This is a genomic window from Dictyobacter kobayashii, assembly GCF_003967555.1.
In the GTDB taxonomy this organism is placed as follows: domain Bacteria; phylum Chloroflexota; class Ktedonobacteria; order Ktedonobacterales; family Ktedonobacteraceae; genus Dictyobacter; species Dictyobacter kobayashii.
The window spans coordinates 376,803-389,039 of the sequence record NZ_BIFS01000001.1; the positions used below are offsets into that span (position 1 = coordinate 376,803).

8 protein-coding genes are annotated in these 12,237 nt (G+C 50.4%); 6 read left to right on the forward strand and 2 right to left on the reverse strand.

The genetic code is table 11. The annotated features are described in order from the left end of the window. Positions 1-48 precede the first annotated feature (48 nt). The 3 genes from EL645_RS01630 to EL645_RS01640 all read left to right on the forward strand — a co-directional run bounded on the left by EL645_RS01630 (position 49) and on the right by EL645_RS01640 (position 2,246). Positions 49-561 (forward strand): GNAT family N-acetyltransferase, encoded by a 513-nt coding sequence (locus tag EL645_RS01630; RefSeq protein ID WP_126548428.1) that lies wholly within the window; start codon positions 49-51, stop codon positions 559-561. 448 nt (positions 562-1,009) lie between these two features. Beyond that, positions 1,010-1,645 (forward strand): flavin reductase family protein, encoded by a 636-nt coding sequence (locus EL645_RS01635; RefSeq protein ID WP_126548429.1) that lies wholly within the window; start codon positions 1,010-1,012, stop codon positions 1,643-1,645. Then, positions 1,620-2,246, forward strand: a complete 627-nt coding sequence (locus tag EL645_RS01640) for a uracil-DNA glycosylase family protein (protein WP_126548430.1) — start codon at positions 1,620-1,622, stop codon at positions 2,244-2,246. The genes EL645_RS01635 and EL645_RS01640 overlap by 26 nt, the downstream gene beginning before the upstream one ends. Before the next feature lie 4 nt (positions 2,247-2,250). Here the strand turns inward: EL645_RS01640 and EL645_RS01645 are convergent, their stop codons facing one another. Both EL645_RS01645 and recD2 read right to left on the reverse strand, forming a co-directional pair. Continuing rightward, the gene (locus tag EL645_RS01645) at positions 2,251-2,670 is read right to left on the reverse strand and encodes an iron-sulfur cluster assembly scaffold protein (RefSeq protein WP_126548431.1); all 420 of its coding nucleotides are present in this window, start codon (positions 2,668-2,670) and stop codon (positions 2,251-2,253) included. Positions 2,671-2,886: 216 nt separating this feature from the next. Continuing rightward, positions 2,887-5,208 carry an SF1B family DNA helicase RecD2 gene (gene recD2 / locus EL645_RS01650; protein WP_126548432.1) on the reverse strand — a complete coding sequence of 774 codons (2,322 nt, stop codon included), beginning with the start codon at positions 5,206-5,208 and terminating at the stop codon, positions 2,887-2,889. A gap of 516 nt (positions 5,209-5,724) precedes the next feature. On the opposite strand from recD2, the gene EL645_RS01655 reads away from it, so the two are divergent. The 3 genes from EL645_RS01655 to EL645_RS01665 all read left to right on the forward strand — a co-directional run bounded on the left by EL645_RS01655 (position 5,725) and on the right by EL645_RS01665 (position 12,227). Then, positions 5,725-6,132, forward strand: a complete 408-nt coding sequence (locus tag EL645_RS01655; RefSeq protein ID WP_126548433.1) for a VOC family protein — start codon at positions 5,725-5,727, stop codon at positions 6,130-6,132. A gap of 202 nt (positions 6,133-6,334) precedes the next feature. Beyond that, positions 6,335-10,789: a DUF6788 family protein gene (locus EL645_RS01660; protein WP_126548434.1), complete on the forward strand. Its 4,455-nt coding sequence runs from the start codon at positions 6,335-6,337 to the stop codon at positions 10,787-10,789. 487 nt (positions 10,790-11,276) lie between these two features. Further along, positions 11,277-12,227 carry a GNAT family N-acetyltransferase gene (locus tag EL645_RS01665; RefSeq protein ID WP_161977025.1) on the forward strand — a complete coding sequence of 317 codons (951 nt, stop codon included), beginning with the start codon at positions 11,277-11,279 and terminating at the stop codon, positions 12,225-12,227. The last annotated feature ends 10 nt before the right edge of the window (positions 12,228-12,237 follow it).

The following is a 12,237-nucleotide window of genomic DNA, read 5'->3' on the forward strand; positions in this document are numbered from 1 at the left end:
GGCGAAGGCAATTCAAGTACTATTTTCACTAGAGAATGTGAGGAAGAGATGGCTTTTCTCAGTGCACCTTCAGAAGACTATCAAAGTAGTTATCTTGAGGCTCTTCAGGAATATAGAGTGGAAGGCCGAGGCAGGGAACCTTCTCCCGAAGAAGTAGCTGCCAACTTTGATACCTTTGTACAACACCTCCACAATCAAGCTGACCGCACAAAGATCAAGCCTAGACAGGTTCCCACCTCAGAGTTCTGGCTGATCGATGGGAACAACTATCTCGGAAGGATTTTCTTACGCCATGAATTGGATAAGGAACTGCTTCAAAAAGGTGGTCACATTGGATATACCATTCGCCCATCACGCAGAAAGCAAGGCTATGGAAAGCTTATCCTCAAGTACGGTCTTGTGCAAGCAAAAGCTTTCGGTTTTGAGCGCGTTCTCCTAACGTGTGATGAGGACAACCACAGCTCACGAACTATTATCGAGTCAAATGGGGGAATATTGGAGAATACAATTCAGGTTAGAGAATGGCCTGCAATGGTGTGCCGTTACTGGATTCACCTGTAAGTGGTCAGGATAAACGAGGGATCTCCTTTTTTCTACCTGTCTCGGAGAGACATATTTGCTTGCTCTGCTTCAATATATGTGAAATAATCTTTTTTCATACTAAAGCATGTGAAGCACTCACTGCTATCTCTCTGCTTATCTATTGTCTCATTATTACACATAGCACCCTAACAAAATTTGACACTAACTGTTTTAGATTTCAATAGACAATGTTGAATTTACATAAACAGCCAACAGTACCATAGCGCGCTCATAATCCTGTACGGAAGGTCAGTTGACAAGTGGAGGCTGGCGCGTGATACTCTTAACTAAAGAGTAGTCGCCCTGGCACAATGCAAATTCTCTATTTATAGTGTTTGAGCTGCAGGGGAGGGAACCGACCACTGCGTTCAACGCGGAGCCAATGGCGTTCCTACGTTTTCATATCTTCCATTTGAAGGAATAATTCATGGCTATTGAAAAAGAACTTTTCAGGCAGGTGATGGGACGCTTTGCTACCGGTGTGACGGTTGTCACGACGAGCAGTAATGAGGTTCTGGCGGGCCTTACTGTCAATTCATTTTGTTCGGTTTCTTTAAATCCACCATTGGTTCTCATTTGTATTGATAATAATAGTAGTACCCTGTCTTATTTCCGGGAAAGTAAGATCTTTGCGGTCAATATGCTGACGGAGAAACAAGAACAGTGGTCGCGCGGCTTCGCTACCAATAGTCCGGAACGTTTTGAACATTTCTGCTATGCTCCTTATTATACGGCGGCGACCGGTGCTCCAATCATTAAGGATGGATTGGCTTTTATCGACGCACGCGTGGTGGCTGAATATCCAGGTGGCGATCATGTGATCTTTATTGGCCAGGTTGAAGCGATGGGTACGCCACATCAGATGGCGTTTGTTGATGAGCAGGGGCGTGTCCAGAATACACAGGGTGGTCAGCCCACCACGAATGGTCATGGCACAGCTAAAGAGGATGAGCCGTTGTTGTATTATGGTGGCCAGTATCGACACATGGCAAAATTATTCCATGAGCCTGGCCTGGTAGAAGAGCAGCACCCGGAGAATGTTGGAGAAGCAGCAAGAAACTAAGCGGTCAGCAGCACTGACCGCGCTCCAACAACAGATTCGGCAATGTCGGCTCTGCCAGGAGCAAGGCTATATTCCCGTAGCCCATCCAATTGTGAGTGGACAAATCACCGACCGTATTCTGGTAATTGGTCAGGCCCCTGGCCATCGTTCAGTGGCGCAGGATCGGCCTTTTAGTGGTCCAGGCGGACGCATTTTACAATCATGGTTGGAGGCTGCGGGTTTTCCACCCGGATATCTGCATGAACATACCTACCTCAGCTCACTCACACGTTGCGATCCCGGTCGTAATCTCCGTGGCAATGGAGACCGTAAACCTTCGCCCGCCGAAATGACCCTCTGCCGCCCCTATTTGCAGGCCGAGTTACGCATTTTACAGCCCAAAGTTGTGCTCCTGGTGGGAACGATGGCCATTGAGGCATTCTGTGGCAAGGTCAAATTGGAGCAGTGCGTCGGGTCCTATATTGAAGATAAGGATACATTCTACTTGCCACTGCCCCATCCCTCTGGTGTAAGTCGCTGGCTTAATGATTCTGAGCACAAAAAGCTGCACCAGCGAGCTCTGAGCATTCTAGCCCACTGGCGCGAACTTTATCAATTATGAGTAGTTAGTGTTGGTGGTGGCTGTAATCAGCCCGATCGGCGCGCTGGTGCATATCGAACTCGTGCACCCCTTTTTTCAAGGTGCCCAGAGCCAGGGTGGCACATGTGGGACGGGTCATGACGACCTCGCGACCCAACTGATCCATCAGATCTTCAAAAGTAATATTTTCGATCTCCTCAGCACTCATGCCCTGCACCATCTCGGTCACATATGAAGCGGCGGCACGGCTAATTGTACAACCGGTGCCATCCCAGGCAATCTCTTTGAGCTTGCCGTCTTCACCAAAACTGGCCTGCATCGTAATAACGTCGGCACAGCCTGGATTACCACCATTCAGGTTTACATCCGGATGTTCAATTTCGCCCTGATTGCGGGGATTCTCATAGTGATCTAACAGAAAGTCAATAGCTTCTTGACGATTCATAGTTTCTCCTCTTTGGAGGGATATAGTATCACAGGACCCAATGGTATGAGCCCTACTCCATCCACCAATTATAGCATCCAAACAAAAATACTTATATATAAACGCGCAACGTTCTTTCTTCTTCTTAATGTAAACACGATCTACACTCTACTTATTCCCACCGTGTATCACGCCTGTTTGCTGTTTTTTCCAGCACAACATACCAGAAGAAAGCGCTCAAAATGGGGTTTGAACTTGAGCATGTCCAAGTTCTAGCAGGCGCTCGGCAAGGCCGGTATTGCGCAAAGCCACGCGATCGTTATGCACAGCGTATTCAAGGGCGGCGGGCTGACCAACAATCACGCAGAAACGTTTGGCACGCGTAATGGCGGTGTAGAGCAGATTGCGCTGCAAGAGCATGCGGTGTTCGCGTACCAGTGGCAGCACGACGGCGGGATATTCACTGCCCTGGCTTTTATGTACGGTAACTGCGTAGGCCAGCACCAGTTCGTCCAGTTCGTGGAATTCATACTCGATCAATAATGGACCAGCCTCTTCTGCGAACTCTACTTTGACTTGCAGGTTCTCGCGATCAATGCGACGAATAAAACCAACGTCGCCATTGAAGACGCCTTTATCATAATTATTTCTGGTCTGCATGACCTTGTCACCCACCCGCAGCAGGCGATCTCCCCACTCGACCTGGGCCTGTTCAGCAGGATTGAGCTGGGCCTGCAAGCGCTCATTGAGCAGCTTGACACCTACTGCCCCTTTATACATGGGGGCCAGCACTTGAATATCGGAGATGGGATTAAAGTGGTATTTCGCCGGCAAGCGGCGCTGTACCAGGTCCAAAACTAACTGTTGAGCGCGAAAGGGATCTTCTTCGCGCATAAAAAAGAAGTCGCTGGTCGCTTCGATGCGTGGACTGGGCACGATACCACTATTAATCTGGTGCGCGGTCACCACAATTTTGCTCTGCTGAGCCTGGCGGAATAGCTCAGTCAAACGTACAGCCGGGATGGCCTCTGAGCGCAATAGATCCCGTAAGACGTTGCCTGGCCCCACTGAGGGCAATTGATCGGCATCACCTACCAGTAAGAGATGGGAGGTACGCGGCAACGCTTTGAGCAGGTGATAGAAGAGCAGGATGTCTACCATTGAGAACTCATCAACAATTACAAACTGGTGAGGCAGGGGATTATCCTCGTTGCGCTGGTAGCTGTTGTCATGGGGAGCATATTCCAGCAAGCGATGCAGCGTTTTAGCCTGCACACCGGTGGCCTCAGTGAGACGCTTGGCCGCACGCCCTGTTGGGGCCGCCAGGGCGACATCCACTTTACGCGTGCGCAACAACATCAGCAACGCGCGCAGCGAGGTCGATTTTCCAGTACCCGGACCTCCGGTTAAAATAGAAACTTTCTGCTGGTAGCCAACCTGAACAGCCTCACGCTGTCGCACCGTCAATTCCATACTGCGCTGCTGTTTGAGACGCTCAAAAACAATTTCCCACTGGCGCGCTGAGGTGGGTGGCAGACAACTGGGCGCGTTGCGCAAGATACGCAATAGGCGCGTTGAACCGCTCTCAGCATACCAGAAAGGGCCATAGTAGATACGCGACTGCGGCTCAGTGGAGGCTTCTTCCGGCTCAGATGGCTCATAGTCGCCGGTTTCTTCAGCGATAGAGAAGATTGTTTTCCCGCCAGCAACAGGGTTGCTATCAGCCAATGTAGTTGCTGGCTCAACAAAGATATCCTGTTCCGAGCGCAATTGTTCCATGGCGCCTTGCAATGTTTCTATAGGTACCTGCAGGATCTGTGAGGCGCGGCGGATCAGGTCATTCTCCAGCAGGAAACAATGGCCATCATCATTAGCCGCCTGCGTCAATACATACTTCAAGCCGGTTGCCAGGCGTGGAAGCCCATCAGGTGGTAGACCAAGCTTGACGGCGATATCATCAGCGGTCCGAAATCCAATGCCCTGCACCTCTTCAGCCAGTTGATAGGGATTCTCACGCACAATACGGATCGATTCACGGCCATACTCTTTGTAGATGCGGGTGGCTACATTCATTGAGACCTCATGAGATTGTAAGAAGAGGTGTAGTTCCTTAATGTCTTCCTGCTCTAACCAGGCCTTCTCGATACGCTCACAATCTTTAGCGCTAATCCCTTTGACCTGGGTCAACATCTCCGGCTGCTGCTCAATAATTGCCAGCGTCTGCTCGCCAAAGTGATCAACAATCGCCTGGGCCTTCTTGGGTCCAATGCCTTTGATCAAACCAGAGCTTAAATAACGCACCATGCCCTCAGTCGAAGCTGGCAAACGCTGGATAAAGCTGGCAACGCGCAGCTGGCGCCCATAACGTGCATCACTCTCCCACTCACCTTCCACCGACAACAGTTCACCAGGATGAATACCGGGCAGGAGCCCCACAATTGTGGTCAAATCATCGCGAAAGAGGCGTCCACGATCATTTAAGCGAAAACGCGCCACCGTATACTGATTATCCTCATTGCGAAAAACAATATTTTCAACTGAACCTTCGAGCTTTGGCATAGTCTGTCTATCAGTCCCTTAATAGGTGCATTTATCCTTCATCTAACAAAATAGCATTCTTCCGCATTAGCGAATTTTCGGTCATAGGCGCTTTTGAACCCGTTCGGCTGTTTGATCCTGGAGAAGGGGATGGTTAGTTTGATCGAAAATATTCCCTTTATGTCCGTCTCATAGTTTCTATAAAGTGACTATACCACTTTTTAGTTCTTTCTTACAACGTAATATTCTTTCTTACAGGGCTTTTTACTGTTCCTCCAAAGATCACAAGCAAGCGATACGATGTCCATTATTTCCTGTGTGGAGTGTATGTGGTGGGTGGCCGCGGCCGCGGCCACCCACCACATACACTCCCAACCCGGCGCCGTAGGCGCCACAGGGGAACATGAAAAAGCCCTGTCTTTCTCACACTAGTTGAGACACATTTAGGACTGATTGTTACCTTTACTCCTGTTAAGCTGTAACAGAAATAGGTGCTGCTCGCCAATGGGCTGAGCACTAGAGGAAATGGAGTAAATTATGAAACTTATCTGTGTCCGTTTATTGATCAGCGATTTTGCTGTATCGCTCAATTTCTGGCATGATATCGTTGGTCTATCTCTGAAATATAGTGACGAGACAATGGGCTATGCCTATTTCGAGCTCGATGGAACCGGGTTAGAGCTTTTTAAGCGCGATGAATTCGTGACCTCGATTGGCGAGGTGCCAGCGTCACATACAGCGCAGGAGTGGCAAACAGTGCTAAATTTCCAGGTGGAAGATGTCGATGCAACCTATGCCGAGCTGGTTAAGCGCGGCGCCCACTCGATCGCAAGGCCGCAAGATCGTCCAGCATGGCAGGCTCGCACCGCGCACTTCAGCGATCCTGATGGCCATATACTTGAAATTTATAGCCCATTGGGCGAAAATGAGCTTCCTACCGCTTAAATAAAAAGCTCTGCATTAAGAAAAGTTAATAGCCTATCTGTTCCAAAATAACGAGCAGATAGGCTATGCTATTGTGAGGTTCCCATTGACTAGGTTATAATAGTTTTTAATACTACACATGTGACATTATTCAGCTATAGAAGGTAATTATTGCACTCTTCAAAGCTACAATTTGTCTCAATAGGCAGATAGGGCAAAAAAGATGAATGGAAAAGTCACCTATCGCCAGCAATTTACACGCTGCGGAAAAGAACGTTGCCGTAAATGCAAAGAGGGCTCTGGGCATGGACCATACTGGTATGCCTATTGGAGCGTAAATGGCCGTACCGTGAGCAAATATATTGGGACAGACCTGCCCGAGTCTGTGAAACAAGAGCAACTTGCTGCTAATACTCCCACGATGACGCCTTCTTCGTCAAGTCCGGTTTTGCGTGTATATGTGCTGGGTCAATTTCGTATTGAGAGAAAGCAAGATCAGGATAGCTGGCAAACTATCGATGGCCGTCTCTGGCATCGCCGTCGCGCACGTTCCTTGCTCGGTTGCCTGTTAAGTAGCCCGAATCGACGCTTGAGCCGCGAGCAAGTTATGGATCAACTCTGGCCTAATCTAGAGGTTGAAATTGCCGCTAATCGCCTCAATGGCGCTGTCCATGAATTGCGCCAGATGCTAGAGCCAGACCTGACACGACCAGCCGCTTCCCGGCTCCTGCGCCTTGAGCGTGATGTGCTTGAGCTAGCTGGCCATCAACAGATCTGGGTCGATGCCGAAGCCTTTGAGAATCTCATTAAAGAAGCTGATACCTCCACTGACCCTGCCCGCACCAGGCAATTGCAAGAAGAAGCCGCCACCCTCTATCGGGGTAGTTATTTATTGGAAGAACTATATTCAGAGTGGGCCGGCCAGCGACGTGATGCGCTCCAGCGAGCCTGGGTGGGACTGCTACTAAATCTGGCGCAGAGCCAGGCCGAGAATGAAGAGTATGCTAGCGCGATCGAAACCCTCGATCGCCTGCGTACAGCTGATCCAACCAATGAAACCGCGCTCCAACATCTGATGATGTTGTTGACTCAGCGCGATCGTCGTGGTGAAGCATTGCAGGTATATAAACGCCATCAGGAGATGCTGCAGCGCGACTATGAGAGCGAGCCGCTACCTGAAACAATCGAGCTATATGAAAAGCTGCGCACTGGACATGTGCCCACGCTGTATACACAGAAAGCCGATAATACACCAAACACGGAACCATTAGAAGAATTGCCACCTCTGGACCTATCTTTCACGCGTCCACTATTTCAACTTGGCAGGCATTATCAAAGTCGCTTGATTGGCCGTGAACGGGAACTACAAACACTACGCCAGGTAATGCGTTCGCTAGAGAAAAAGGCAAACGCACCAATAAAAACGGCGCCGCACAATACACCGTCAACACCGTCTGCTACCAACCAGCAAACATACCAACCAACTTCGGCTTCACGCCCACGGCATACCCATTTTATGCTGCTACGCGGAGAACCAGGCATTGGCAAGACACGGCTGGCTGAAGAACTCAGCCTCGAAGCATATCAACATGGCTGGACGGTGGCCTGGAGCCGATCCTATGAACAAGAAAGCACGATCCCTTATCATCCCTGGACCGATCTGCTGCGCATCCTTTTTAAGAGCACATCGGCCTTTGCTGATCTGGTCAATCGTAAGCAGGATACGCCGACCGATTCTATGTTGCGCGAACTGGCCACATCTTCATTAAAGCTGGAGCGCCTTGGCGCCCTACTTCCTGATCTGCAAGTCCTGCAATCAACTAATGGGCAACCCTCAATCCCTATCTCGCTTGAACAGGAACGGCTACATCTCTGGGAAGCCGCCCTTGGCTTGATCGAGTCATTTAGTAAGCAGCATCCATTACTGCTGGTACTCGATGATCTCCACTGGGCAGATGAGAGCAGTATCGATCTCCTGACATATTTGATCCATCATCTGCAGGAACAATCTGTGCTGCTGATCGGTACCTGTCGCGAAGGCGAGTTGGCACCGCAACATAAATTACGCACCCTGATCGCAGATCTACAGCGTGAACAGGCAGTAGTGGTGGTCCCGGTCTTACCACTTACCTCAACCCAGATTGCTACGCTGGTCTCACATTTGCCCCAGGACCTGGTGGAAAGTATTCAATCGCAGGCGGCGGGCAATCCATTCTTCGCTGAAGAATTGGCGCGTTACGTTGATACTTCATCTAATGAGTTAAATGGAGTAACAGGGCTACCAGAATTATCGTCGCTCGATGCGGCTCCTTCTGCAAGCCAGTCCCATAATAGTTACAACGCACGCAAAAAAGGTAGTGAAGCAACAACACAAGCCGAGCATGAACATCAGCAGCCAACGGTCTCATTGCCGGAGGCCATAGCTGCAGTCCTGGAGCGGCGTCTGGGTAGGCTCAGTCAGGGATGCCAGCAATTGCTCGGCAAGGCCGCCGTCATCGGAGGCTCATTCGAGCTACGCCAATTGTTGCCTATGGCCAATGATTCAGATGAGGATACTGTCCTGGATCTACTGGATGAGGCGTTGAACGCGGGCTTGTTGATCGAAGAAGGAACCGGGGCCAACATCGCTTATCATTTCTGGCATCCACTCATTATCAGCCATCTCTATAGCCGTCTCTCAGCAGCCCGGCGTGCACAGCTACATCGCCGAGCTGCTGAGGCTCTCAAAGCTACTTTCGCCAACCAGCCAGAGAAAGTCGCCACCACCATCGTCTACCACCTGAGTAAAGGTGGTGGCGATCGTAGAACGCTGGCCTATTATGCTGAAGTATCAGGAAATCAGGCCTATGCACTGGCTGCCTACGCTGAGGCACAACAATATTATATCCTGGTCTTTCAGGCCCTCAGTGGCGATGAGTTCACAGCTGCCAATCACATTGATTCACCCGAATATATTCAACATATTATAGAGAGAGAGATTGATCAGCTCCCATTCAGTGATCCATTACACCTCTGTCGTATTCTGGAGCGCATTGCTGAATGCAGCATCATCCTGGGCACGTTTGCCGAAGGGCGCCAGGTCTATGAGTACATTTTGAAGCTTCGTACCAGCACGCGTTTCCATCGCTATATCACCACAGAACTTGCGCTTTCTATCGAGGAAGTCGAGATACTGCGACAAAAAGAGGCACAGATTCAAGCCATGCTCTGGCGCGAGATCGGCAATTCCTGGACCTACACCAGCGAATATGAGCAGGCCAATCGTTGCTATGAGCGAGGTAAAAATGTGATGATACAGTCTGGCATTACCAGCGGTGCAGCCTGGGCGTGCCTGCATCTGCAGTATGGTGCTCTTTTCCGTCTGGAAGGAGACTATACCCAGGCCCGCCGCTATCTACAGGAAGCATTGTCCATGCTCGAAGAGTGCGTCCAGGCCCCCCAGGTACCTTATCAAAGGCTGCCAATGCCATACCTGCCTAAAGAACAGGGACAGCAAAACTGGCAAGTGCGCGATCTCTCCCTTACACGTATCGAACGAGCACTCACCGGCGATCCATTGGAGATTGGCTATGCCCATGAAAGACTCGGCATTGTAGCCGCCAGCTTAGGAGAGGTCAATAGCGCCCTCGAACATCTCAATATCGCCTTGACGATCTATGAACGGAGTGAGCTCGTCTCAGAAATGGCGCGTGTATGCGGCAATTTAGGAGCTGTCAATATTGTCAAAGGCGCTCACGATGAAGCGCGCCGCTATATGCGCCGCTCGCTGGAACTGGCAGAGCGCAGTGGCGATCTCCCCAATATGACCTTTGTAACTCATAATCTCGGTGACGTCGCCCAGCGTTCTGGCTCCCTGCGTGAAGCTGAAACATGGTTTCATCAAAGCCTGGAGTTAGCCGAGCGCATCAATGATCGCGAACGCATTAGTTGGAGCAATATCGCCCTGGCATCCGTACAGGCCGATATGGGCAATCTGCAGGAGGCTCTCAATAGTATCCGCCGCGCCATCTCCATCAGCCGCGATATCAAGAGTACGCGCTGCATTCGCTATGCCTTGCTTGGGTTGGCCGATCTGCGTATTACACAGGCAATTGCAGTTCAACACCATCCCAATGCCAGCGAAAACGTCAAGTACCGCATCCAATTGCTGGCCCGCGCTCGTACTACCCTGCAACGCTCAATCTCGCTTGAAGGGATGGAAATTGAGAATATTATTGATGCTAAACATTTACTGGCAATGGTGCACTTCTTGCAAGGCAACCTTGAAGAGGCGTGGCAGACTGCTCAGCAGACACTCAAAGATGCCCGGGATTATGAAACCACGCGTATCATTGAGCGGGCGTATCGCTTGCTGGGACGCATCCTGCATGCCCAGGGCCAAACCGACCAGGCCATGGTCTATTTCGAGCAGGCACTACAAATCTGCCAGGAACATGGCTTGCGCCTCGATTACGCTCGCACACTCGCCTGTTATGGAGCATTACTCCTCGATCTAGATCCTCCTACTATCATGGATTCCGACTTGCATGAGGGTGCATCAACCACACCGCTACAGCAAAGAGGCTTGAAATATATGCAGGAAAGCTATCAGATCTTCCATGAATGCGATGCCGCTATCGATCTGGCCATGACAGCGCAACTCTTTTCTGAACCAGCGCTGGTGCGCAGCTTGACGTAGAATTTTGTTTATGGTAAATTTATTGATGGATAGCGATTTAAATATCTGCTTTTGCGATTAACACTTTGTTTTCTTCAAATGAAAGGGCACAATCCTGAACATGGCGAAGGCGAAAGACAAACACCTGTTTGCACGCTGTGGCTGCCGTCTGTGCATCTTTGCACCCGAGCAGCGCATGGTCGCCCATAGCCTCACTATGCCCTTTTTCAGGTCGGACGCACCGTGCATGTAGCTTTCACATCACTGTTCGCTGACCACACATTCCTCGCATAGGTAAACCAGCCAATCAGGCCGTGGGCGCATTCTCCTCTACGTTCATCGCGAGCCTGCTTGTGCCTTCCGGTATCCCAACCTGGTCTGCCCCATTCCTGGCAAGCTCCCATTTGAACAGCAGGGATGCGCTCGCTTGCGTATGCGAAACATATATGCAACCCATACTTTAAGCAGGGGTTGCCAATCAATAGCCAGGAAAGAATGGAGTATATCAATGACCGCTATTACACTTCCAACAGACTTGATTATTCGTGCCGCCACGCGTGATGACGCGCAGGCAATCATCGATCTATACGCAAAAGTAGAACTGGCAGAGACAGGACAGAGCGATAACACAGTGTCAGATGTCTATGAGCTCTGGGATGGTGAAAAGCTGGACCTGGCAAACAATTCCTGCGCAATTTTCACTGCCAGCGGTGAACTGATCGGGTATACAGGTGTGGCCAACACAGGTCGGGGCGTGCTACTGGATGTGCATACACAGGTCCATCCAGCTTATGCTGAACTACCATTGGCTGACTTCCTCCTTCAATTTGCCGATGAGCGTACCCGGGTCCTGCTGGCTGCCGACGACAAGTTGCCGCGCCGCCTCTATACCTGGGGCTTTACGCAGTCCAATACAGCTCTCTTTATCCAACATGGCTTTACGATCGAGAACAGCGATTATCGCATGGAGGTAATCTTAGAAACAGAGCCACAACAGCCGCAGCCCTTACCTGGCATCACCGTCCGTCCATTCATCCCGGGAAAGGAGGAGCGCGCCGTCTATGACGTGATCGCCGAAGCGTTTCCCGATATCGATGGCAAACCTTATCGACCATATGAAGACTGGTATGAAAAGGTGTTTGAGAAGACCGCTAGCTTTGAGCCCTCGATGCTCTATGTAGCCGTTGCCGAGGACCAGATAGTGGGCGTTACCATCTGCCGCGTCTATCCGGACAACGGAGAAGGCTTCATCTGGCAGGTAGGGATGCGACGTGCCTGGCGCAAACGTGGTATCGCTAACCAGCTACTGCGCACTGCTCTCACCACCTATTATCAACGCGGTATGAAACGTATCATGCTGGATGTCGATGCCAATAACGCGACTGGTGCCCATCAGCTCTATGCCAGCATCGGCATGCACAAACAATCCCAGGTCGATAGCCTGGTTAAAACATTTTAGATAAGAAAGC

Coding starts and splice junctions, on each gene's coding strand:
- EL645_RS01630 (WP_126548428.1), top strand. CDS start 49: ATGGCTTTTCTCAGTGCACCTTCAGAAGACTATCAAAGTAGTTATCTT.
- EL645_RS01635 (WP_126548429.1), top strand. CDS start 1,010: ATGGCTATTGAAAAAGAACTTTTCAGGCAGGTGATGGGACGCTTTGCT.
- EL645_RS01640 (WP_126548430.1), top strand. CDS start 1,620: ATGTTGGAGAAGCAGCAAGAAACTAAGCGGTCAGCAGCACTGACCGCG.
- EL645_RS01645 (WP_126548431.1), bottom strand. CDS start 2,670: ATGAATCGTCAAGAAGCTATTGACTTTCTGTTAGATCACTATGAGAAT.
- recD2 (WP_126548432.1), bottom strand. CDS start 5,208: ATGCCAAAGCTCGAAGGTTCAGTTGAAAATATTGTTTTTCGCAATGAG.
- EL645_RS01655 (WP_126548433.1), top strand. CDS start 5,725: ATGAAACTTATCTGTGTCCGTTTATTGATCAGCGATTTTGCTGTATCG.
- EL645_RS01660 (WP_126548434.1), top strand. CDS start 6,335: ATGAATGGAAAAGTCACCTATCGCCAGCAATTTACACGCTGCGGAAAA.
- EL645_RS01665 (WP_161977025.1), top strand. CDS start 11,277: ATGACCGCTATTACACTTCCAACAGACTTGATTATTCGTGCCGCCACG.